Below are 22,943 nucleotides of genomic sequence, written 5' to 3'. Positions count from 1 at the left end.
AACAGGGGCGAATAGCGGTACACTTCGCCCTTTGATTATGCTCCGGAGTTGCCATGTCCTTCAGCTGTCCCCTTTGCCACGCCCCCCTGACGCACTCAGACAAACGGTATACCTGCCCGCAGGGGCATCAGTTTGACCGGGCAAAAGAAGGCTACGTGAATCTTCTGCCGGTACAGCATAAGCGTTCCCGCGATCCTGGCGACAGTGCTGAGATGATGCGGGCGCGCCGCGCGTTTCTCGATGCCGGACACTATCTGCCGCTGCGGGAGGCCGTCACGCAGATGCTCAATGATATTCTGCCTGCTTCAGCCACCGCCATGCTCGATATCGGCTGTGGGGAAGGATACTACACAGCACGGTTTGCGGAGGTTGCTCGTGAGAAGGGCGCGCAGACATTCGGTCTGGACGTGTCGAAAGTGGCCATACGTGCGGCGGCAAAGCGTTATACCGACGTGACGTTCTGCGTGGCCTCCAGCCACCGGCTGCCGTTTGACGATGCCAGCATGGACGCGGTTATCCGTATCTACGCGCCGTGTAAGGCAGAGGAGCTGGCGCGCGTGGTGAAGCCGGGCGGATGGGTGGTCACCGTGACCCCAGGCCCGCGTCATCTGATGGAGCTGAAAGGGCTGATCTACGACGAAGTGCGTCTGCATGCCCCGCATTCAGAGCAGCTGGGCGGTTTTACCCTGAAGCAGGCGGAATCAGTGGCGTACGAAATGACGCTCAAAGGGGAAGAGGCCGTCGCGTTATTGCAGATGACGCCGTTCGCGTGGCGGGCAAAACCGGAGGTGTGGGAAACGCTGGCGGCACATTCAACATTTCGCTGCCAGACGGACTTCAGCATCCACATCTGGCAGCGCGAAGATTAACCGGCGAAGTGTGCCCAGAGGATCTGGGCGCCAATGCCAATCAGCACAATCCCCCCGAGGATCTCGGCGCGTTTACCCAGCAGCGGGCCGATAAACCGTCCGACCATCATGCCCAGCGTGGACATAATCAGGGTTGCACAGCCAATAGCCAGCGCGGTGGCGATAATATTGACCTGCAGAAATGCCAGACCTACACCAACGGCCATCGCATCAAGGCTGGTGGCAATGGCCGTGGTGACCAGCAGCCAGAAGCCGTGGCGATGCTGCGGCTCCTCGTGTTCATCATCACCGCCGCGAAAACCTTCAATGACCATTCGGCCTCCGAGGAACACCAGCAGGACGAAGGCAATCCAGTGGTTCCACTCCAGCACGAACTGGCTGGCGAGCATGCCAAGTCCCCAGCCGATAAGCGGGGTCAGCGTTTCGATAGCGCCAAAAATCAGTCCGGTACGCAGGGCTTCTGAGAATTTAGGTTTGTGTAGCGTGGCGCCTTTTCCGATGGAAGCAGCGAAGGCGTCCATGGACATGCCAAAAGCGAGAAGGATCGTAGCGGAGATATTCATAACAGCGTCCAGACCGGGGATATCCATATGACACATCACTGCCCCCAGTAAACAGCAGTTGATGTATCTATGGTCTCGCCTGATCGCAATGCACATAAGATGTGCGGTAAGCGATCCGTACGTGCCACGTTTTTCAACGAGTATGTTGACACGTACATTTCCTGTGAACAGGAAATCGGCTACTCCCCAACGACGGGCGCAACCTTAACATATTTTGAGAATATAAAACAACAATGAAAAGGCATTATTTAAAACGTTTGTTGATAACGATTTTCATTTGTCTTTAATCGTGAAAATATCGTTAACAAATAGCGTTGAAATTAGCGGTGGGGATATAGCTTCGGCTATATTTCTTGCGCAAAATAAACACAGGATATAGCCGTTGCTATATATCTAACTCATTGAGTTTTAACGAGTAACTTGTATATCTTTTCCAGGTCATCAATATTCTTCACCCGAATAAGCAGGCGGCGTTGTTCTAATTGCATCACCAGCACGCCGTCTTCGGATAAATTCATCTCTTTAATACGGTTATATTCTATCCATACATTGGCGAAGAAGAATCCGTGGGATTTAAAAATGATTTTTGGCGTGCGGATCCAGAACAGATAAATCGCCATTAATGCCAGCGCACATAATAACCATGTGGTTAATAATGCACCATGGCTGGTGACGTTATTGTAAATAAGAATGGCGATGAGACCCACGAAGATAAAGGCATCCACGCGGCCGCGTCGTAGCAGGGGAAGGGAGAGCAGCGTCTCGCCGTGACGGCGGGGCATAATGAACTCGTCATAGATCGCGTAAGCCAGAAGGGCAACAACAAATAAAACCAGTACGATGTCCGTGACAGTCATTCATCCTCCAGATAAAAAAAACCGGGGGCAAGCCCCCGGCCTATAGCATTGATACTTACAGACCCAGCAGGCCGACGGCGTAGCCCGCAATACCGATGACGAAGAAGCCAACGATGATCCACAGCGGGTTCACTTTCTTACGCAGCAGCCACATACAGGCGAAGGTCAACAGCAGCGGGACCAGGCCCGGCATCAGCTGATCCAGAATCGTCTGCACGGTGGTGACGCGGGTCTGACCATCCTGTCCGGTGATGGTCGATACCACCAGCGGGATGTTCACGTGCGTCCACTTGTTTACCAGCGCGCCCATGACAAACAGGCCGAGGATTGACGCCCCCTCAGTCAGTTTCTGCAGGAAGCCGCCGCCCATGTCCTTAACGATGTCCACCCCTTTACGGTAGCCGTAGGCCACGCCGTAGTAACGGGTCAGCAGACGCACGGCGTTGAACAGGATGAAGAACAGCAGCGGGCCAAGCAGACTGCCGCTCATCGCGATACCGGCACCCAGTGCCGCGAAGACCGGACGCACGGTACCCCAGAAGATAGGGTCACCGACACCGGCCAGCGGACCCATCAGACCGACTTTGATACCGTTGATGGCACCATCGTCAATCTCTGCGCCGTTTGCACGCTGCTCTTCCATCGCCAGCGTTACGCCCAGTACCGGGGCCGCAACGTAAGGATGGGTGTTAAAGAATTCCAGGTGACGCTTGATGGCCTGACGGCGTGCTTCGTTGTTTTCCGGGTACAGGCGTTTGATCGCCGGTACCATGGAGAAGCAGAAACCCAGCGCCTGCATACGTTCGAAGTTCCATGAACCCTGAAACAGGTTAGAACGGATGAACACGCCACGAATATCACCCGGAGTGAGTTTTTTCTCGGTGGTAGTTTTTGTCATATCAACCATTTCGCTCACCTGTTAGTCCAGTTCGTTATCGAGATCGTTGTTACCAGCAGCCTGCGCTGGGGCACCCGCAACGCGGTTATATTTCGGGCTGAGCTGGATGTAGAGAATCGCCATCACCGCACCGATCACACCCAGTGCAACCAGGTTGAAGTTGGTGAAGGCCGCGGTCACGAAGCCGAGGTAGAAGAACGGCATCAGGTAGCCTGCGCGCATCATGTTGATGACCATCGCATAACCAACGACCACGATCATACCGCCCGCGATGTTCAGGCCGCCGGTGACCACTTCAGGAATGGCGTTCAGCATGCTCTGGACTTCACTGGTACCCACAGAGATCGCGACGATAACCGCCGGGATTGCGATACGCATCGCCTGCAGGAACAGGGATGAAACGTGGATCCATGACAGGGCCGTGAGGTTGCCGTTGTCGGCCGCCTTATCCGCCGCGTGCTGGAAGGCAACGGTGATAGTACGAACGATGATGGTCAGAACCTGGCCTGCGGCTGCCAGTGGGATTGCCAGGGCGATACCTGCACCAATACTCTGGTGACCGGCAATAACCAGAACGGTAGAAATGATAGAGGCCAGCGCGGCATCGGGCGCAACCGCCGCACCGATGTTCATCCAGCCCAGGGCGATCATTTCCAGGGTACCACCGATGATGATACCGGTTTTCATGTCACCCAGAACGGCCCCAATCAGCGTACAGGCCACCAGAGGACGGTGGAACTGAAATTCATCAAGTACGGATTCCATACCCGCAATACATGCGACCACGAACACCAGCACAATCTGAAGAGTGGTAATCTCCATTGTACTTCTCCTATTACATAAGCATTATGTGAAAAACCGGCGCGGGCTTATTTCCCAACTTTGCCGATCAAATCCATCATTTTCAGTTTCTGGTCCGTGGAAACCTTACGGGCTTCCAGCTCAATACCGCGTGCATTCAGCTTGTTAAATGCTTCGATATCTTTCGCATCGACTGAAATGGCGTTGTTGACCTGCGTTTTGCCCTGACGGAATGCCATACCACCAATGTTAACGGAGGTGATTTTCACGCCGCCTTCAACAATGCGCTCAACGTCTGTCGGGTTAGTGAACAGGAGCATCACGCGTTCGCCCGCATATTTCGGGTTGTTGTAAACGCGAATCATCTTGGCGACATCCACAACGTGCGCGGTAACGCCAGGAGGAGCAACCTGAGTCAGAAGGGTTTTACGTACGGTATCAGCGGCCACTTCGTCGCTGACCACGATAATGCGTCGAACGTTGGTTTCTTTGGTCCAGCGCGTGGCAACCTGACCGTGGATTAAGCGGTCATCAATACGCGCAAGGCCGATCACCATGTAATCATTCGGGCCCATCGGTTTTGCCGGTGCCGCCGCTTTCGGTGCCGCTGCAGGCGCAGGGGCAGGTTTTTCAACCGGCTGTGCCTTCAGGGCCTTAACCCCTTCGCGGCCGGTTTCAACGGCCAGTGCAACCAGCTCATCGAAGGACGGATTGTCGTCGCGTGCCATAAGGGTTTCCACCAGCATGGGAATATTGACCCCGGCGACAACTTCATAGTGCTCTTTATCGACGACAATGCGGCTGGCAGCATTGAACGGGCTACCGCCCCATGTATCAACGAGAAACAGCACGCCTTTGCTGGTATCCAGCTTCTCGAGCTGAGCGTTGTACTTCTCTATCAGCGTCTCGGCGTTTTCACCGGGAACGAAATCGATCCAGCCGACGTTTTCCTGCTCGCCCAACAGCATCTCTGCCGTTTTGAGTAGCTGCTCAGCAGCCCAACCATGTGTGCCTATGACAATAGCAATGGTCACTTGCTACCTCCTTTTATTATCATTAATACGCCTGCCAGGCAGTCGTACTGAGAATCGTATTGGCGAACCGAATCGATTCAGATAAGGGTTAGAGTTCAAAAAACTAAGACTTCCGCGAATTATTTTAGATAGTGAAAAAATAATTTATGTGATGAAGATCCGTAATTTAGCCACGCGTTACAGAATTATCTGTAGCGTAAAGCCGCTGTGTTACAGAACTTTGCAAAGGAACGTAAATCTTTGCTAAAAATGCATTGTGTCTGATATGTTTAGCCTCCGTTTAATTGTTCAGGAGTATAGGGCTCCAGCCCACTATATGGACCGTCACCGACGTCAGTCATCTTCCAGGCCATTTCGCGCCTTTTTCACCGGCGATCCTCGCCACGTATCGACTCTGTCTACCTCTGTTTTGCCCACATTGAGTGGGGCACCGTTTCGTCATTCCTTTAGCAGGAGCTTGTCATGGAATTCTTAATGGACCCGTCAATCTGGGTGGGATTGCTCACGCTGGTCGTACTGGAGATCGTTCTCGGCATTGATAACCTGGTGTTTATCGCCATCCTTGCGGATAAGCTGCCGCCAAAACAACGTGATAAAGCGCGTCTGATTGGACTCTCGCTGGCGCTGGTCATGCGACTGGGGCTGCTCTCCGTCATCTCGTGGATGGTCACGCTGACCAAACCGCTATTCTCCGTCATGGATTACACCTTCTCCGGCCGTGATTTGATCATGCTGATCGGGGGGATATTCCTGCTCTTCAAAGCGACGACAGAACTTCACGAGCGGCTGGAAAACCGTCAGCACGATGATGGGCACGGTAAAGGCTATGCCAGTTTCTGGGTGGTGGTGCTGCAGATCGTGGTGCTGGATGCGGTCTTCTCGCTGGATGCGGTGATCACGGCGGTCGGCATGGTGAACCACCTGCCGGTCATGATGGCTGCGGTGGTTATTGCGATGGCGGTCATGCTGCTGGCGTCGAAGCCGCTGACGCGTTTCGTGAACCAGCATCCAACGGTGGTGGTACTGTGTCTGAGCTTCCTGCTGATGATTGGTCTGAGTCTGGTGGCGGAAGGCTTTGGCTTCCATATTCCGAAAGGCTACCTGTACGCCGCGATTGGCTTCTCGATCCTGATCGAGCTGTTCAACCAGATTGCACGCCGTAACTTTATCAAGCAGCAGTCAAATCAGCCGCTGCGCGCCAGGACCGCGGATGCCATTCTGCGCCTGATGGGCGGTCGTCGTCAGGTGAACGTGCAGTCTGATTCCGAAAACCACAACCCGGTTCCGGTCCCGGAAGGGGCGTTTGTGGAACAGGAACGCTACATGATTAACGGCGTGCTCTCTCTGGCCTCCCGTTCGCTGCGCGGCATCATGACGCCGCGCGGGGAGATCAGCTGGGTCGATGCTAACCTGAGCGTTGATGAAATTCGCCAGCAGCTGCTCTCTTCACCGCACAGCCTGTTCCCGGTATGTCGTGGTGAACTGGATGAGATCATCGGCGTGGTGCGGGCGAAAGAGATGCTGGTCGCCCTGGAAGAGGGCGTTAACGTCGAAGCCGTTGCTGCTGCATCGCCTGCGATTGTGGTGCCGGAAACGCTGGATCCGATCAACCTGCTCGGGGTGCTGCGCCGCGCTCGCGGTAGCTTTGTTATTGTCACCAACGAGTTTGGCGTGGTGCAGGGGCTGGTGACGCCGCTGGACGTGCTGGAAGCGATCGCCGGTGAATTCCCGGATGAAGACGAAACGCCGGAAATTGTTGCCGATGGCGAAGGCTGGCTGGTTAAAGGTACCACCGACCTGCACGCGCTCTCGCACACGCTGGGGCTGGAAAACGTGGTCAACGATGAAGAAGACATCGCGACCGTTGCCGGTCTGGTTATCGCCGTAAACGGCCAGATCCCGCGTGTTGGCGATGTGATAGAGCTGCCGCCGCTGCACATTACCATTGTCGAAGCCAACGACTATCGCGTTGATATGGTCCGTATTGTTAAAGAACAATCTGCCCACGACGAAGATGAGTAAGTCTGCTTAACGCAGCGGCATTAAGGGTACGATGTGCCCGTTATGACGCGCTGGCGGGGGAGCACTTCCCGCCAGCCAGTCTGGAAAGTCCCGTAGCGGCATCGGCCGCGCATAGAAAAAGCCCTGCAGGACTGGAACGCCGTGACGGCGTAAATAGCGCGCCTGCTCTTCCGTTTCGACCCCTTCCGCAACCAGCTCGATATTCAGCCGCTGGCCCAGCGCAATGATCATGTCCGTCACCGTTGAATTCACGGCATCCGTACCAATGGCGGTGGTAAAGGACTGGTCAATTTTCAGGACGTCCGGATGCAGCTTTTCAAGCCAGGAGAGGGAGCTGTTCCCGGTGCCAAAATCGTCGATAGCGAGCTTCACGCCTTTGCGATGCAGTTCGCGCACGATGCGATAATCCGCGTCCAGCAGCGCATCCCGTTCCGTGAGTTCAATCACCAGCTGCTGTCGTGGATTGGCGCTGAACCAGAGACGGTTCAGGTCCTGTACCAGTACAGCGTGACGGAAATGGCTGGCGGCTACGTTAATGCCGATGTGGAAACCGGCGCTGGACGGGAAGTAGCCTATCTGGCGCACCGTTTCGGCGATGACATAGCGGGTCAGGGGGACAATCTGGTTATGTTCTTCTGCCAGAGGGATAAACACCTCCGGGGTGATCCAACCCTGACGGGGATTATTCCAGCGCAGCAGGATCTCAACGCCCGTGCACGCCTGGGTGCGGGCATTCACCAGCGGCTGGCAGAAAAGCTCAAATTCCCGCGCCGCAATGCCCATATCGATCTCCCACGTAAAGCTCATCCGGTTTGCCGTCGCCAGCCAGGCGAGATAGCCCAGCAGCAGGCTGAGCATCAGCCCCAGCGGCAGCTGGGCGGGCAGGCTTTTTAAGGCTAACTCACCGGGGCCAGGTCCGCTGACCGTAATGGTGAAAGGATTTCGGGTTGATGATTGCTGGAAAAGGGCGCTCTCTTCATCAAACGTCAGGCTGTCGGTGACGCGCTGACCGTAGCGTAAAAAACGATCGCCGACTGTCAGCACCACGTCATTGATGAGCGGACGCTGGGGCTCGAGGATCATTCTGGCGATCAGATCGATATTAATAATCTCGACGACGCCTTCTTCACCGTCCTGGGAGACGGGATACCACTGGATCAAAACAGGGCTGCCCTTAAGCAGCCACTGGTCGGTCGATAAAATCAGCTTCGCCGTGCTGGCGGGGAGTTCCTGAAGGAAGTCACGGACAGGCTCGCTGCGGCTGCCAAAAATACTCGAACAATACAGGATTCCGTCTTTAATCAGGGCGATAGAACGTACCGTCTGCAAAATGGCTGCCTGCTGTCGCAGCGCCAGTTGCACCTGCGGGCAGGGCTGCCCCACCAGCGGCTGCAGCACGTTGCGGTGGTTTTCCAGCGAAAGCAAAACGTTATCAAGGGCGCGAACGGTATGGCTGGTAAAATCGAGGATCCGCTGTTGGTTAACGTTGCGCTGGGAAATAAAGCGAATGCCCAGCGTCAGGATGAGCGTGAGGAGCGCAACCGTCACACAGACGATAACGCGTTTTCGGCGATAGTTTTTAATGATCGTTTGTGCAGTTTGCATGAACGGTCGCCTGATAAGCCACCAGCCACAAAAGCCGGACGCAACAGTGAAAGTGTAGTGGGGAAAGCAGAAGGAGACGAGGAAGAAGAGGGAAATTCGCCCATCCGTTGCAGATGGGCGAAAGGCAGTATTAGTCGCACTGCACCTTAATGGCCAGGCCACCACGGGACGTCTCGCGGTATTTCGCGTTCATGTCTTTGCCCGTTTCGTACATGGTTTCAATCACCTTATCCAGCGATACGCGAGGTTCGCTGGTACGGCGCATCGCCATACGTGAGGCGTTGATGGCTTTCACCGAGGCAATCGCGTTACGCTCAATGCACGGTACCTGCACCTGGCCCGCGACCGGATCGCAGGTCAGACCGAGGTTATGTTCCATACCGATTTCAGCCGCCACGCAGACCTGCTCAGGGCTTGCACCCAACAGCTCTGCCAGACCTGCTGCCGCCATGGAGCAGGCCACGCCGACTTCACCCTGGCAGCCCACTTCCGCACCGGAAATGGAGGCATTCATCTTGTACAGCGCGCCGATGGCACCTGCTGCCAGGAAATAACGGATGTAGATGTCCGGCGTCACGGGCTCAATAAAGTGGTCGTAATACGCCAGCACCGCAGGAACAATGCCGCACGCGCCGTTGGTTGGCGCCGTCACGACGCGGCCACCGGCGGCGTTCTCTTCGTTAACCGCAAGTGCAAACATATTCACCCAGTCGACCACGTTCATCGGGTCGTTGGAGAATTTGTCCGTGGTCACCAGCATACGGCGCAGAGCAGAGGCACGACGCGGCACGCGCAGCGGACCCGGCAGAACCCCTTCGGTGTTCATCCCGCGATCGATACAGGCGCGCATGGTTTGCCAGACGTTGGCAAAATAGTCTTCAATCTCTTGTTTGCTGTGCAGTGCCAGTTCGTTCTGCATCACCATGCCGGACAGGGAAAGACCGGTCTGTTTGCAGTAACCCAGCATCTCGGTCGCCGATTTGAACGGGTACGGTACGCTGACGTCGCCGACGCTGTCTTTGCCAAAATGCTCTTCATCCACGATGAAACCACCGCCGATGGAGTAGTACGTTTTGCTGTAAATCTCTTTTTCACCGCTATAAGCGTGAATGGTCATGCCGTTTTCATGCAGCGGCAGGTTGTCGCTACGGAAACGCATGCCGTCATCCTGCGGAAAATCGACTTCCTGCTGGCCGTTTGCCAGCAGCAGGCGGCCGCGTGTTTCCACGTCGCGGATGAATGCCGGGATGGCATCAATATCAACGGTATCTGGCATATTGCCTGCCAGACCCATAATAATGGCGATATCGGTGTGGTGGCCTTTACCCGTTAATGACAGCGAGCCGTAAACATCCACGGCGACACGGGTAACGCTTTCCAGTAATCCTTTTTCGACCAGATCATCGACGAACTGTTTACCGGCCTTCATCGGGCCAACAGTATGGGAAGACGAAGGGCCAATTCCCACTTTGAACATGTCGAATATACTAATCACTTTCACACTCCTGACAGGGTTACCGGGGTTCCAGTAACGATGTTATAACTGCGCATAGTGTAAGAGGGAACACCGACCTCGGCTTAACTATTCACATGAATTAAACTAATGGTTAACGATGGGTTTTGCTAATAGCGCGACGCAGATCGCAAACCTGGCAGAAGAGGGCGGAATGTAAAGTATAGTCAAGGCTTCAGGCCGATTTGCAACGCCAGCTCACGAATAATGCCCGCCGTCATGCCCCAGACAAAATAATGCTGATACCAGGACAACCAGACCCGATGGTCATGCCCACGACGCTGAATATCCAGCGGGTGATAATGACTCAGTCGGAGGGCTTCATCCAGCGGCATTTCAAACACCGCGGAGACTTCATCGACGCTGGCGTGATACTGTAGGCCCGGCGGGATAATGCCGACCACCGGCGTGACCTGAAAACCGGTGACGCTGTCGACGGGCGGCAGCACGCCGATGACCTCAACGGCCTCCGGTGGAATGGCAACCTCTTCCTGCGCTTCGCGCAGCGCGGCGGCAATCAGCGAGGCGTCGGAGCTGTCTACCGCGCCCCCCGGAAAAGCGACCTGACCCGCGTGCTTGCGTAAATGGGCGGAACGCTGGGTGAGCAGCAGGCCCGGCTGCGCACGACGCACGACCGGGATCAGCACGGCCGCCTGACGTTGATTCAGCGCTTCGCGGTTGACCTGCGGCCTTAGTAGCTGAAAGCGAGATAAAAAGTCATCCAGCGTCAGATTCTCTTTTTCCACCCGTGTTTACTCCAGTTGTTTCAGGATACGGTTAACTTTATCAAAGGTTTCCTGATATTCCGCATCGACCTGGCTGTCGGCAACAATGCCGCCCCCGGCCGAACAGTAAAGGTTTCCGTTGCAGGCGGTCAGCGTACGGATGGTAATGCTGGTATCCAGCGTGCCGCACAGGCTGATATAGCCGATGCTACCGCACCAGGCATTACGGCGGTGGGGCTCCAGCTCATCAATGATCTCCATTGCCCGCACCTTCGGCGCGCCGGTGATGGAGCCGCCCGGGAACGCGGCGCGCAGAAGATCGCAGGCAGTGCGCGAGTCAGGCAGCCGCGCGGTAATGGTGCTGACCAGATGATGCACCGCCGGGAAAGGCTCAACGACAAACAGTTCCGGCACGCGGACGCTGCCCGGCACGGCCACCCGGCCAATGTCGTTACGCATCAGATCGACAATCATCAGGTTTTCGGCGCGGTCTTTTGGCGAGGCGGCCAGTTTTTCCGCCTGCTGGCGATCGGCATCAGGATCGGCAAGGCGTGGAAGCGTGCCCTTAATCGGGCGGGTTTGAATCGTGTCCTCGGCCAGATGAATAAAGCGCTCGGGCGACAGGCTGAGGATCGCCCCCTGTTCCAGACGCACAAAGGCGCTGAACGGCGCCTTATTGCTGGCATTAAGACGGGTAAACGCCTGCCACTCATCTCCCCGATAGGTCGCCTCGAAGCGCTGGGCGAGGTTAACCTGATAGCAGTCGCCGCTTTGCAGATACGCCTGAACGCGCGCGAATTTTTCGCCATACTCCGCGGCGCTCATGTTGGAGCGCCAGCCGGAGGTCAGCGTGAACGTCTCAGCCGATGCAGCCTGTTGCGCCTCAAGCCAGGCCAGACGCGCCTGCACGTCACGATGGCTCAGCAGGGAAACCGTTTTTTTCTGGTGATCGACAATTAACGCCCAGTCATACAGCCCCACGGCCATGTCGGGCAGGGGAATATCAGCCTGTGCATGCTCGGGCAGCGTTTCGAAACGGCGACCCAAATCGTAGCCAAACAGGCCCAGCGCGCCCCCCTGAAAAGGAAGGTCCGGGTTGGGTGTGGCAGATAAGCCCAGCGCGTTAATGTCGTGCTGAAGCTGCGCCAGCGGATCGTCCGTCAGCGACAGGTCATCGGTTGTCAGCGTCTTCAGCGGATCTGCGACCAGAATATCAAAGCGGCTATAGGGATGGTCCGCATGGCCGGAGTGCAGCAGCATCGCAAACGGAAGATGGCTCAGGCGGGCAAACCAGTATTCAGCGGCGTCTGTCCGCCAGGGCAGGGTAATAACAGTGGGGAAGCGCATGTTCATGTGTGGCATACTACCGGGCAGCGTGAAATAATTAGCGCGAATAATTTAGCAGGAGTTGACGATGTTTGCAGGTTTACCTTCTCTGAGCCATGAACAGCAGCAGAAAGCGGTTGAGCGAATTCAGGAACTGATGTCCCAGGGGATGAGCAGCGGACAGGCGATTTCCCAGGTGGCGGAAGAACTGCGCGCCACGCATACCGGCGAGCGGATCGTGGCGCGTTTCGAGGATGAAGATGAAGAGTGATCGGGCTTAAACCGCCGCGATAATCTTAATCTCTACCTTGTATTCCGGCTTCATCAGCGTGGCCTGTACGGTGCAACGTACAGGCGCGTGACCCGCCACCACCCACGCGTCCCAGGCTTTGTTCATTGCCGCGAAGTCATCTTTGTTTGCCAGGAAAATCGTCGCATCCAGAATGCGGGATTTGTCGCTGCCCTGTTTTTCCAGCACCGCGTCAATCTGCGCCAGGGTATTAGCCGTCTGCTCGAACGCATCCGCGTCCAGGTTAGCCGGGACGCCGGTGTAGTAGAGCGTCTGGTTATGGATCACCACATCAGACCAGCGGGCTTCGGCATCAATGCGCACAATTGTCATAAACGTTTCCTCGTTATTTTTCGTCGTCAGGCGGCAAGACTGCCATATTGTTCATCTGTCGTCACTATTTGGGGTGGCACATGAGTGGATGGGCTGACATAATCCCTGTGCAAAAATACAGTGAGAGAGCACCGTGGCAGACGATTTTTCCCCTGAAGGTCAATTAGCGCAGGCTATCCCCGGCTTCAAACCCCGTGAGCCTCAGCGACAGATGGCGCACGCCGTTGCACGCGCCATCGATAAGGCTCAGCCGCTGGTGGTCGAAGCCGGTACCGGCACGGGTAAAACCTATGCTTACCTTGCGCCGGCGCTGCGGGCGAAAAAGAAGGTGATTATTTCCACCGGTTCGAAGGCGCTGCAGGATCAGCTCTACAGCCGTGATTTGCCCACCGTGGCAAAAGCGCTGAAATATAAAGGCCGTCTGGCCCTGCTGAAGGGGCGCTCCAACTATCTCTGTCTGGAACGCCTTGAGCAGCAGGCGCTGGCGGGCGGCGACCTGCCGGTGCAAACCCTGAGCGACGTCATTATCCTTCGCGCCTGGGCGAACCAGACCGAAGAGGGCGATATCAGCACCTGCGCGAGCGTGCCGGAAGACTCTCCTGCCTGGCCGCTGGTGACCAGCACCAACGACAACTGCCTCGGCAGCGACTGCCCGCTGTATAAAGACTGCTTCGTGGTGAAAGCGCGCAAAACGGCGATGGATGCGGATGTGGTGGTGGTGAACCACCATCTGTTCCTCGCGGATATGGTCGTCAAGGATAGCGGTTTCGGCGAGCTGATCCCGGAAGCGGACGTGATGATCTTCGACGAAGCCCACCAGCTGCCGGACATCGCCAGCCAGTACTTTGGTCAGTCGCTCTCCAGCCGTCAGCTGCAGGATCTGGCGAAAGATTTCACCATTGCTTACCGGACCGAACTCAAAGATACCCAGCAGCTGCAGAAGTGCGCCGACCGTCTGGCGCAGAGCGCGCAGGATTTCCGTTTACAGCTCGGCGAGCCGGGCTATCGTGGTAACCTGCGCGAGCTGCTGGCGGACAAAAACATCCAGCGCGCGCTGCTGCTGCTCGATGATGCGCTTGAGCTCTGCTACGACGTGGCAAAACTGTCACTCGGCCGCTCCGCGCTGCTGGATGCGGCCTTCGAGCGCGCCACGCTCTATCGCGGGCGGCTCAAACGGCTGAAAGAGATTAACCAGCCGGGTTACAGCTACTGGTACGAGTGCACTTCGCGCCACTTTACCCTGGCGCTGACGCCGCTGACGGTGGCGGATAAATTTAAAGAGGTGATGGCGCAGAAGCCGGGCAGCTGGATCTTTACGTCGGCAACCCTGTCGGTGAATGACGATCTGCACCACTTCACCGAGCGCCTCGGCATTGAGCAGGCGGAATCGCTGCTTCTGCCCAGCCCGTTCGATTACGAAAAGCAGGCGCTGCTCTGTGTGCCGCGAAATCTGCCGCTTCCCAACCAGCCGGGTGCGGCCCGGCTGCTGGCGGCGATGCTGAAGCCAATGATCGAGGCCAATAACGGCCGCTGCTTTATGCTCTGCACCTCCCACGCCATGATGCGCGACCTCGCTGAGCAGTTCCGCGCTACGATGACGCTACCGGTGCTGCTGCAGGGCGAAACCAGCAAAGGCCAGCTGCTGCAGCAGTTCGTGAGTGCCGGTAATGCCCTGCTGGTCGCAACCAGCAGCTTCTGGGAAGGGGTGGACGTGCGCGGCGACACGCTTTCGCTGGTGATCATTGATAAGTTGCCGTTTACCTCCCCTGACGATCCGCTGCTGAAGGCGCGGATGGAAGACTGTCGCCTGCGCGGCGGCGATCCGTTTGACGAGGTTCAGCTGCCGGATGCGGTCATTACGCTTAAGCAAGGGGTAGGGCGCTTAATCCGTGACGTCACCGACCGCGGCGTGCTGGTCATCTGCGATAACCGGCTGGTGATGCGTCCTTACGGTGCGACTTTCCTTGCAAGCCTGCCGCCCGCGCCGCGGACGCGGGACATAAAACGCGCGGTGCGTTTCCTGGCAAACCCAACGGCGGAGTAATTTACCCCGGAGTGTGCTAAGATGCGCGCCATTTTGTGACTGACCCTTGCGAGAGCGCGACGACCGATGCGAATTCTGGCTATTGATACCGCGACAGAGGCTTGCTCTGTTGCCCTGTTGAACGACGGTGCTGTTTCTGCCCATTTCGAAGAGTGCCCCCGGGAACACACCCAACGCATTCTGCCCCTGGTAAAAGCCATTTTAACCCAGGGAAACACCTCCTTAACCGACCTCGACGCGCTGGCCTTTGGCCGCGGCCCCGGCAGCTTTACGGGCGTACGTATCGGGATTGGCATTGCGCAGGGGCTGGCGCTGGGCGCCGAACTGCCGATGATCGGCGTCTCTACCCTCGCCACCATGGCGCAGGGCGCATGGCGCATGACCGGGGCAACGCGCGTCCTGGCAGCGATTGATGCCCGCATGGGCGAAGTCTACTGGGCCGAATACACCCGTGACGAGCAGGGCGTGTGGCACGGTGAAGAGACGGAGGCCGTGCTTAAGCCAGAAGCGGTGACAGAACGACTGAAGCAGCTGTCCGGCGAGTGGGCGACCGTCGGCACGGGCTGGCCAGCGTGGCCTGAGATGGCGAAAGACACCGGGTTGACGCTGGTGGACGGCAACATGCTTTTGCCGGCTGCGGAAGATATGCTTCCGATTGCCAGCCAGTTGCTCGCAGCAGGCAAAACCGTGGCTGTTGAACAGGCGGAACCGGTTTATTTGCGAAACACCGTCGCGTGGAAGAAACTTCCGGGCCGCGAGTGAATCTCAGTAACAGGAACTGAGAAAAAGGAGTCGCATCATGGCGGTTCAGACTAAAGTAGTACGCCTTATTATGGCAGGCGCGGTTGCCATAGCACTGAGCGGATGCGTTTCCGTTCCTGATGCGATTAAGGGCAGCAGCCCGACGCCACAGCAGGATCTGGTTCGGGTGATGAATGCGCCTGAACTGTACGTCGGCCAGGAAGCGCGCTTTGGCGGTAAGGTGATTGACGTACAAAACCAGCAGGGGAAAACCCGCCTGGAGATCGCCACCGTTCCGCTGGACAGCGGCGCGCGGCCTGTACTGGGCGAGGCCTCCCGGGGACGTATCTATGCGGACGTCAGCGGGTTCCTCGATCCGGTCGATTTTCGCGGACAGCTGGTGACCGTCGTCGGGCCGATTACCGGCGCCGTGCAGGGCAAAATCGGCAACACGCCGTATAAATTCATGACCATGCAGGTCAACGGATACAAGCGCTGGCGGCTGGCCCAGCAGGTGATTATGCCGCCGCAGCCGATCGATCCGTGGATGTGGGGTCCGCATCCTTATCGCTACGGCTACCCGGGCTGGGGCTGGTATAACCCGGGACCTGCACAGGTACAGACGATCGTTACTGAGTAACTTACTGTTATTGCTAGAAAAGAGACAGCGGCTCAGCCGCTGTCTCTGTTTTTTTACGGATAAAACGAAAAAAAAGAGTGACGCGCTTCGCAACCTTAAATCTGAACAATTAATAAACTGGTACGCTGAGTTAATATAATGTTAACAAACTGTTTATTATCGGGGTTGTGATGACGACGAACACTCATTTCAGAGGTGATGCATTGAAGAAGGTTTGGCTTAACCGTTATCCCGCAGATGTTCCTGCTGAGATCAATCCTGACCGTTATCAATCCCTGGTGGAATTATTTGAACACTCGGTGAGGCGCTACGCGGATCAGCCCGCATTTGTGAATATGGGCGAGGTGATGACGTTCCGTAAGCTGGAGGAGCGCAGCCGGGCGTTTGCGGCGTACCTGCAGGAAGGGCTGGGTCTGCAAAAAGGGGATCGCGTCGCGCTGATGATGCCGAACCTGCTGCAATACCCGGTGGCGCTGTTCGGTATCCTGCGTGCCGGGATGATCGTCGTCAACGTCAACCCGCTGTATACCCCGCGCGAGCTGGAGCATCAGCTGAACGACAGCGGCGCGGTTGCAATTGTCATTGTGTCCAACTTTGCCCATACGCTGGAAAAAGTGGTCGACAAAACCCAGGTGAAACACGTCATCCTGACGCGCATGGGGGATCAGCTCTCTACCGCCAAAGGCACGCTGGTTAACTTTGTCGTCAAATACGTCAAACGCCTGGTGCCAAAATACCATCTGCCGGACGCTATCTCCTTCCGCCGCGCGCTGCATGCGGGCTATCGGATGCAGTACGTCAAGCCGGAAGTGGTCTCAGAAGATCTCGCCTTCCTGCAGTATACCGGTGGCACCACCGGCGTGGCGAAAGGCGCAATGCTGACTCACCGCAACATGCTGGCGAACCTTGAGCAGGTCAACGCAACCTACGGGCCGCTGCTGCATCCCGGCAAAGAGCTGGTCATCACGGCGCTGCCGCTGTACCACATTTTCGCACTGACCATGAACTGCCTGCTGTTTATTGAGCTGGGCGGTCAAAACGTGCTGATTACCAACCCGCGTGATATCCCGGGGCTGGTGAAAGAGCTGGCAAAATACCCGTTCACCGCCATGACCGGGGTAAATACCCTTTTCAACGCGCTGCTTAATAACAAAGAGTTCCAGCAGCTGGACTTCTCCACGCTGCACCTCTCTGCGGGCGGCGGTATGCCGGTTCAGCAGGCAGTGGCCGAGCGCTGGGTGAAGCTCACCGGACAGTATCTGCTCGAGGGCTATGGCCTGACGGAATGCGCGCCGCTGGTCAGCGTTAACCCGCATGACATCGACTACCACAGCGGAAGCATTGGTCTGCCCGTTCCTTCCACTGAAGCGAAACTGGTCGATGATAACGATAATGAAGTTGCGCCGGGTGAGCCGGGCGAGCTGTGCGTCAAAGGTCCACAGGTGATGCTGGGCTACTGGCAGCGTCCCGACGCGACTGACGAAATCATCAAAGACGGCTGGCTGCATACCGGTGACATCGCGGTGATGGATGACGAGGGCTTCCTGCGCATTGTCGATCGCAAGAAAGATATGATCCTGGTCTCCGGCTTCAACGTCTATCCGAATGAGATCGAAGACGTGGTCATGCAGCACAGCGGCGTACTCGAAGTGGCAGCGGTCGGCGTGCCTTCCGGCAGCAGCGGTGAAGCGGTGAAGATATTTGTGGTCAAGAAAGATCCTTCTCTCACCGAGGAAGCGCTGGTAACGTTTTGTCGTCGTCAACTGACGGGCTATAAAGTGCCGAAGCTGGTGGAATTCCGCGATGAGCTGCCGAAATCCAACGTCGGGAAGATATTACGACGAGAATTACGTGACGAAGCCCGTGCCAAAGTAGACAATAAGGCCTGAGCTACACGTTAATCGCCCAGACGCCGGTTAAGCCGGCGTTTTTTATGGGCGCAAACAAAAGAGAATCCGATTTGAATTACCAGATGATCACGACCAACGACGAGCTGGCTTCGCTGTGCGAAGTGACGCGCGACTTTCCTGCCATTGCCCTGGATACCGAGTTTGTCCGTACCCGGACGTACTATCCGCAGCTGGGGTTGATTCAGATGTACGACGGTAAAAACGTGTCGCTGATTGACCCTCTCGGCATTACCGACTGGACGCCGATGCGCGACCTGCTGCTCGATACCGCCGTCACGAAATACCTGCATGCAGGCAGTGAAGATCTGGAAGTCTTTCTGAATACCTTTGGCATCATGCCTCAGCCGCTGATTGATACGCAGATCCTCGCGGCGTTCAGCGGTCGCCCACTCTCATGGGGCTTTGCCGCCATGGTGGAGGAGTATACGGGCCTGACCCTGGATAAAAGCGAATCCCGTACCGACTGGCTGGCGCGTCCGCTTACCGCCCGCCAGCTGGAGTATGCGGCGGCTGACGTGTTTTACCTGCTGCCGATCGCCGGACAGCTGATGAAAGAGGCGGAAGCCTCCGGATGGCTCCCGGCAGCGCTGGATGAGTGCCGTATGACCCAGCAGCGTCGTCAGGAAGTGGTGGATCCGAAAGAGGCCTGGCGCGACATCAGCAACGCCTGGCAGCTGCGCACGCGTCAGCTGGCATGCCTGCAGCTGCTGGCAGACTGGCGCTTGCGTAAAGCGCGCGAGCGCGATCTGGCCGTTAACTTTGTCGTCCGCGAAGAGCATCTCTGGGCGGTGGCGCGCTATATGCCGGGCAGCCTCGGCGAGCTGGACAGCATTGGGCTTTCGGGCAGTGAGATCCGTTTCCACGGCAAAACCCTGCTGGCGCTGGTCGCAAAAGCGCAAGAATTACCCGACGACGCGCTGCCGGAACCGCTGCTGAACCTGATGGATATGCCGGGCTATCGCAAAGCGTTTAAAGATATCAAAGCGCTGGTGCAGACGGTGGCAACGGAAAGCAAGCTGAGCGCGGAACTGCTCGCCTCACGCCGTCAGATTAATCAGCTGCTGAACTGGCACTGGAAGCTGAAGCCACAGAATGGCGTACCGGAAATGATGGCGGGATGGCGCGGGGAATTGATGGCCGATCGCCTGAATACGCTGCTGGAAGGTTATCCGCGATAAAAAATATGCCGGGGGATAACCCGGCATATTCCCCCGGTGGCGCTGCGCTTACCGGGGCTACGAAATCACAAACCTACGGACGCGACTCTTCCGCTTCAGGGAGCGTCACGTTCAGCTCCAGAATCGAAATATCCCCGTCTTTTTGTTCCAGCTGCACCGTCACCATCTCCGGGTCGATCTGCACGTACTTACAGATCACTTCCAGGATGTCCTTACGCAGCTGCGGCAGGTAGTGAGGCTCGGCGTCGCTACGACGACGCTCCGCAACGATAATTTGCAGACGTTCTTTTGCGATGTTGGCGGTGTTCTTTTTCCGCGAGAGAAAAAAGTCCAGTAATGCCATAACTTATCCTCCGAACAGGCGTTTGAGGAAACCTTTCTTCTCTTCTTCAATGAAGCGGAAAGGACGTTCTTCTCCCAGCAGACGGTCAACGGTATCGGCGTAAGCTTTACCTGCATCTGCCATTGTATCCAGGATCACTGGCTCGCCCTGGTTAGAGGCGCGTAACACGGACTGATCTTCCGGGATAACGCCCACCAGCTTAATGCGCAGGATCTCCAGCACGTCTTCCATGCTCAGCATGTCACCTTTGTTCACGCGGCCCGGGTTGTAGCGGGTGAGCAGCAGGTGTTCTTTAATCGGGTCTTCGCCATTTTCCGCACGACGGGATTTAGAGGCGAGGATCCCAAGAATACGGTCTGAGTCACGCACGGATGAAACTTCAGGGTTGGTGGTGATGATCGCTTCATCAGCGAAGTAGAGCGCCATCAGGGCACCGGTTTCGATGCCGGCAGGGGAGTCACAGACGATGAAGTCGAACTCCATTTTTTTCAGCTCGTCGAGCACCTTTTCTACCCCTTCACGGGTCAGGGCGTCTTTGTCACGCGTCTGAGAGGCCGGGAGAATGTAGAGGTTCTCGGTGCGCTTGTCTTTAATCAGCGCCTGGTTCAGCGTGGCATCGCCCTGAATGACGTTCACGAAGTCATACACGACGCGACGCTCACATCCCATGATGAGGTCGAGGTTACGCAGGCCGATATCGAAGTCGATAACGACGGTTTTCTTTCCCTTCTGGGCCAAACCAGTAGCGATGGCCGCGCTGGAGGTGGTCTTGCCAACGCCTCCTTTACCCGAAGTAACAACAATAATGCGTGCCATAGAAATTCCTTGTTAAAAAGGGATCAATTCAACGGTTGAACGGTCAACGCGTCGTCTGCCAGAAGCAGGCGAGCCGCTTTGCCATAAAATTCGGCTGGGATCTTGTCGCTCAGCCAATATTCACCTGCGATGGACACCAGTTCCGCCGTCAGGTGAGTACAAAATATTTGCGCGTCCCGATCGCCACTTGCACCCGCGAGCGCACGTCCACGCATCATACCGTATACGTGAATATTGCCATCTGCAATCAGCTCAGCGCCAGCGCTGACGTGGCTTGTAACAATCAGATCACAGTTTGGTGCATAAATGCGCTGACCGGAACGAACCGGCACATCAATCATTCGCGTTTTTGTGATGGTTGTAACGTTTTGCGCCGCAGGAGGGGGCGTTTCGACGGCAACGGGTGCCGCACGGGGGGCTTTTTCTTTGCCTTCATTCAGAAGCGGCAGCCCCGCACGGTCGATTTCCGCTTTCAGTTCAGTATCTTTGCAGCCGCTGATGCCGACAATACGCAGTCCGGTGGAGGAGACGGCCTGCTGGAGAAGTTTCCAGTTAACCGGCGCCTCAAGACCGCTGACGTTGATCACAACAGGGGCATGCTTCAGAAAGGCGGGAGCCTGGGCGATTTTGTCTTCTAACGCCTGACGAATAACCTCGGGTTTTGCATCATGCAAATGTACCACTGATAAGGTGAAGCTACTGCCTTTAAGCTCGATGGGCGTGTTTGACATCCTGGCCTTACTCAATTTGCTATTAACCGCAACCACTCGCTGCGATATTCCGAAGAGTATCAGGCATGTTATAGTCAGGAGTATATTGAGGCAAGCAACCACCCATTAATTCAGAGTAAAAACATGTTTTGTGTGATCTACAGAAGTACAACCCGTGACCAGACCTATCTTTATGTCGAAAAGAAAGACGATTTTTCACGCGTGCCTGAAGAATTAATGAAGAGCTTTGGCCGACCGCAGATGGCGATGCTGCTGCCGCTTGATGGTCGCAAGAAACTGGTGAATGCCGATCTGGAGAAAGTGAAAACGGCATTAGCCGAGCAGGGCTATTATTTACAGCTTCCGCCGCCACCGGAGAATTTATTAAAACAGCATCTTGAGGCGAACGGAAAAAAATAGTCTCAACTGTTTTTGAGCACAACACATCAACCGTTTAGGGGTCGACCATGTATCAACATCATAACTGGCAAGGTGCATTACTGGATTATCCCGTCAGCAAAGTGGTTTGCGTGGGCAGCAACTATGCAAAACATATTCAGGAGATGGGCAGTGCGACGCCAGAAGAGCCGGTTCTGTTTATTAAGCCTGAAACGGCGCTTTGCGATATCCGCCAGCCGCTGGCCCTGCCGCAGGGGCTCGGCTCGGTGCATCACGAGGTTGAACTCGCCGTACTGATTGGCGCGACGCTGCGTCAGGCTTCCGAAGAGCATGTTCAGAAAGCGATTGCCGGATACGGCGTGGCGCTGGATCTGACGCTACGCGACGTGCAGGGCAAAATGAAGAAAGCCGGACAGCCGTGGGAAAAAGCCAAAGGGTTTGATAATTCCTGCCCGATTTCGGCGTTTGTGCCGGTGAGCGAATTTACCGGCGATCCGCAGGATACCCCGCTCAGCCTGAAGGTTAACGGTGAAATCCGCCAGCAGGGCACCACGGCAGACATGATCCATAAGATTGTGCCGCTGATCGCCTACATGAGCCGCTTCTTTACCCTGAAGCCGGGTGATGTGATCCTGACCGGCACGCCGGAAGGCGTTGGTCCGCTCGTGAGCGGTGATGAACTGGAGGTCGGTTTTAACGGCCTGTCGCTGAAAACCCGCGTGCTGTAACTTCCTCTTGCCGCCTGAAAAGGGCGGCAAAACTTGCAACGACGTGCCAGACTCGTTATAAGGTGCGCTTTCTTTTGACGTGTGGACATCCTGATGAACGACATCCCTTTCTGGCAAAGCAAAACTCTCGACGACATGACTGATGCGGAATGGGAATCCTTATGCGACGGCTGTGGTCAGTGCTGCCTGCACAAGCTGATGGATGAAGACACGGATGAAATCTACTTCACCAACGTGGCCTGTAAGCAGCTCAACATTAAGACCTGCCAGTGCCGCAACTATGAGCGCCGCTTTGAGTTTGAGCCGGACTGCATCAAGTTAACCCGGGATAATCTGCCCACCTTCGAATGGCTGCCGCATACCTGCGCGTATCGCCTGCTGGCGGAAGGGAAAGATCTGCCGGCCTGGCATCCGCTGCTGACCGGTTCAAAAGCGGCGATGCACGGCGAGCGTATCTCCGTGCGCCATATTGCGGTGAAAGAGTCCGAGGTGCGTGACTGGGAAGACCACATCATGAACCACCCGACCCGCTGAGATTAAAAAACCCGCCGAGGCGGGTTTTTTATTATATCGGGTGGCGCTGTGCTTACCCGACCTAC

Annotated in this window: 24 protein-coding genes and 1 riboswitch; of the genes, 11 read left to right on the top strand and 13 right to left on the bottom strand. The window is 56.3% G+C overall.

Annotated elements, in window-relative coordinates; all coding sequences use genetic code 11:
- Nucleotides 1-53: 53 nt before the first annotated feature.
- A complete protein-coding gene (gene rlmA, locus ABFV38_RS13280; RefSeq protein ID WP_045908233.1) occupies nt 54-869 on the top strand; it encodes a 23S rRNA (guanine(745)-N(1))-methyltransferase in 816 nt (271 codons plus the stop codon).
- Here rlmA and mntP read toward each other — a convergent pair.
- From mntP to manX, 5 genes are all read right to left on the bottom strand, one after another.
- Nucleotides 866-1,432 (bottom strand): manganese efflux pump MntP, encoded by a 567-nt coding sequence (mntP, locus tag ABFV38_RS13275; protein ID WP_045908281.1) that lies wholly within the window; start codon nt 1,430-1,432, stop codon nt 866-868. The genes rlmA and mntP overlap by 4 nt on opposite strands.
- Before the next feature lie 10 nt (nt 1,433-1,442).
- Nucleotides 1,443-1,632, bottom strand: a riboswitch (yybP-ykoY riboswitch).
- Nucleotides 1,633-1,830: 198 nt separating this feature from the next.
- On the bottom strand, nt 1,831-2,289 hold the full coding sequence (locus ABFV38_RS13270; protein ID WP_048029444.1) for a DUF986 family protein: 459 nt from the start codon (nt 2,287-2,289) through the stop codon (nt 1,831-1,833).
- A gap of 55 nt (nt 2,290-2,344) precedes the next feature.
- Nucleotides 2,345-3,196, bottom strand: coding sequence for a PTS mannose transporter subunit IID (locus ABFV38_RS13265; protein WP_006810994.1), 852 nt, complete (start codon nt 3,194-3,196; stop codon nt 2,345-2,347).
- Between the two features lie 12 nt (nt 3,197-3,208).
- On the bottom strand, nt 3,209-4,009 hold the full coding sequence (gene manY, locus ABFV38_RS13260; RefSeq protein WP_024909729.1) for a PTS mannose transporter subunit IIC: 801 nt from the start codon (nt 4,007-4,009) through the stop codon (nt 3,209-3,211).
- A gap of 47 nt (nt 4,010-4,056) precedes the next feature.
- Nucleotides 4,057-5,022, bottom strand: a complete 966-nt coding sequence (gene manX, locus ABFV38_RS13255; RefSeq protein ID WP_045908235.1) for a PTS mannose transporter subunit IIAB — start codon at nt 5,020-5,022, stop codon at nt 4,057-4,059.
- A gap of 462 nt (nt 5,023-5,484) precedes the next feature.
- Here manX and yoaE point away from each other — a divergent pair, with 462 nt between their 5' ends.
- Nucleotides 5,485-7,044, top strand: a complete 1,560-nt coding sequence (gene yoaE, locus ABFV38_RS13250) for a CNNM family cation transport protein YoaE (protein ID WP_008500492.1) — start codon at nt 5,485-5,487, stop codon at nt 7,042-7,044.
- Nucleotides 7,045-7,050: 6 nt separating this feature from the next.
- On the opposite strand, the gene ABFV38_RS13245 is transcribed toward yoaE, so the two are convergent.
- From ABFV38_RS13245 to pabB, 4 genes are all read right to left on the bottom strand, one after another.
- Nucleotides 7,051-8,649 (bottom strand): cyclic diguanylate phosphodiesterase, encoded by a 1,599-nt coding sequence (locus tag ABFV38_RS13245; protein ID WP_069719002.1) that lies wholly within the window; start codon nt 8,647-8,649, stop codon nt 7,051-7,053.
- Nucleotides 8,650-8,779: 130 nt separating this feature from the next.
- Nucleotides 8,780-10,144 carry an L-serine ammonia-lyase gene (sdaA, locus tag ABFV38_RS13240; RefSeq protein ID WP_008500494.1) on the bottom strand — a complete coding sequence of 455 codons (1,365 nt, stop codon included), beginning with the start codon at nt 10,142-10,144 and terminating at the stop codon, nt 8,780-8,782.
- A gap of 185 nt (nt 10,145-10,329) precedes the next feature.
- A complete protein-coding gene (locus tag ABFV38_RS13235) occupies nt 10,330-10,908 on the bottom strand; it encodes a CoA pyrophosphatase (protein WP_348957410.1) in 579 nt (192 codons plus the stop codon).
- A gap of 6 nt (nt 10,909-10,914) precedes the next feature.
- Nucleotides 10,915-12,240 (bottom strand): aminodeoxychorismate synthase component 1, encoded by a 1,326-nt coding sequence (gene pabB / locus ABFV38_RS13230; protein WP_348959423.1) that lies wholly within the window; start codon nt 12,238-12,240, stop codon nt 10,915-10,917.
- 61 nt (nt 12,241-12,301) lie between these two features.
- On the opposite strand from pabB, the gene ABFV38_RS13225 reads away from it, so the two are divergent.
- Entirely contained in the window at nt 12,302-12,484 is a 183-nt protein-coding gene (locus ABFV38_RS13225; protein ID WP_008500497.1) for a YoaH family protein, read from the top strand.
- A 6-nt stretch (nt 12,485-12,490) separates the two neighbouring features.
- Here the strand turns inward: ABFV38_RS13225 and ABFV38_RS13220 are convergent, their stop codons facing one another.
- On the bottom strand, nt 12,491-12,835 hold the full coding sequence (locus ABFV38_RS13220; RefSeq protein ID WP_008500498.1) for a RidA family protein: 345 nt from the start codon (nt 12,833-12,835) through the stop codon (nt 12,491-12,493).
- Nucleotides 12,836-12,968: 133 nt separating this feature from the next.
- On the opposite strand from ABFV38_RS13220, the gene ABFV38_RS13215 reads away from it, so the two are divergent.
- The 5 genes from ABFV38_RS13215 to rnd all read left to right on the top strand — a co-directional run bounded on the left by ABFV38_RS13215 (nt 12,969) and on the right by rnd (nt 19,348).
- Nucleotides 12,969-14,879, top strand: coding sequence for an ATP-dependent DNA helicase (locus ABFV38_RS13215; protein ID WP_023325496.1), 1,911 nt, complete (start codon nt 12,969-12,971; stop codon nt 14,877-14,879).
- A gap of 66 nt (nt 14,880-14,945) precedes the next feature.
- On the top strand, nt 14,946-15,641 hold the full coding sequence (gene tsaB, locus ABFV38_RS13210; RefSeq protein ID WP_348957409.1) for a tRNA (adenosine(37)-N6)-threonylcarbamoyltransferase complex dimerization subunit type 1 TsaB: 696 nt from the start codon (nt 14,946-14,948) through the stop codon (nt 15,639-15,641).
- Nucleotides 15,642-15,678: 37 nt separating this feature from the next.
- Nucleotides 15,679-16,260, top strand: a complete 582-nt coding sequence (locus ABFV38_RS13205; RefSeq protein WP_028018678.1) for a Slp family lipoprotein — start codon at nt 15,679-15,681, stop codon at nt 16,258-16,260.
- Nucleotides 16,261-16,463: 203 nt separating this feature from the next.
- On the top strand, nt 16,464-18,149 hold the full coding sequence (gene fadD / locus ABFV38_RS13200; protein ID WP_074180385.1) for a long-chain-fatty-acid--CoA ligase FadD: 1,686 nt from the start codon (nt 16,464-16,466) through the stop codon (nt 18,147-18,149).
- A 71-nt stretch (nt 18,150-18,220) separates the two neighbouring features.
- Nucleotides 18,221-19,348: a ribonuclease D gene (rnd, locus tag ABFV38_RS13195; RefSeq protein WP_111967062.1), complete on the top strand. Its 1,128-nt coding sequence runs from the start codon at nt 18,221-18,223 to the stop codon at nt 19,346-19,348.
- Nucleotides 19,349-19,421: 73 nt separating this feature from the next.
- Here rnd and minE read toward each other — a convergent pair whose 3' ends face one another.
- From minE to minC, 3 genes are read right to left on the bottom strand one after another with little or no spacing between them, the layout of a single operon-like run.
- The gene (gene minE / locus ABFV38_RS13190; protein ID WP_008500504.1) at nt 19,422-19,691 is read right to left on the bottom strand and encodes a cell division topological specificity factor MinE; all 270 of its coding nucleotides are present in this window, start codon (nt 19,689-19,691) and stop codon (nt 19,422-19,424) included.
- A gap of 3 nt (nt 19,692-19,694) precedes the next feature.
- Nucleotides 19,695-20,507, bottom strand: coding sequence for a septum site-determining protein MinD (gene minD / locus ABFV38_RS13185; protein ID WP_008500505.1), 813 nt, complete (start codon nt 20,505-20,507; stop codon nt 19,695-19,697).
- A gap of 23 nt (nt 20,508-20,530) precedes the next feature.
- Nucleotides 20,531-21,238 carry a septum site-determining protein MinC gene (gene minC / locus ABFV38_RS13180; protein WP_045908243.1) on the bottom strand — a complete coding sequence of 236 codons (708 nt, stop codon included), beginning with the start codon at nt 21,236-21,238 and terminating at the stop codon, nt 20,531-20,533.
- A gap of 123 nt (nt 21,239-21,361) precedes the next feature.
- On the opposite strand from minC, the gene ABFV38_RS13175 reads away from it, so the two are divergent.
- The 3 genes from ABFV38_RS13175 to ABFV38_RS13165 all read left to right on the top strand — a co-directional run bounded on the left by ABFV38_RS13175 (nt 21,362) and on the right by ABFV38_RS13165 (nt 22,878).
- Entirely contained in the window at nt 21,362-21,637 is a 276-nt protein-coding gene (locus ABFV38_RS13175) for a YcgL domain-containing protein (protein WP_008500507.1), read from the top strand.
- 47 nt (nt 21,638-21,684) lie between these two features.
- Nucleotides 21,685-22,344 (top strand): fumarylacetoacetate hydrolase family protein, encoded by a 660-nt coding sequence (locus ABFV38_RS13170; RefSeq protein ID WP_024909871.1) that lies wholly within the window; start codon nt 21,685-21,687, stop codon nt 22,342-22,344.
- Nucleotides 22,345-22,437: 93 nt separating this feature from the next.
- Nucleotides 22,438-22,878: a YcgN family cysteine cluster protein gene (locus ABFV38_RS13165; protein WP_045908282.1), complete on the top strand. Its 441-nt coding sequence runs from the start codon at nt 22,438-22,440 to the stop codon at nt 22,876-22,878.
- Nucleotides 22,879-22,943 lie beyond the last annotated feature (65 nt).

Source organism: Enterobacter cloacae complex sp. Mu1197 (assembly GCF_040059225.1).
Lineage (GTDB): Bacteria > Pseudomonadota > Gammaproteobacteria > Enterobacterales > Enterobacteriaceae > Enterobacter > Enterobacter quasiroggenkampii.
Note: the sequence above shows the minus strand (reverse complement) of the source record. Positions and strands in the feature narration are given on the sequence as shown.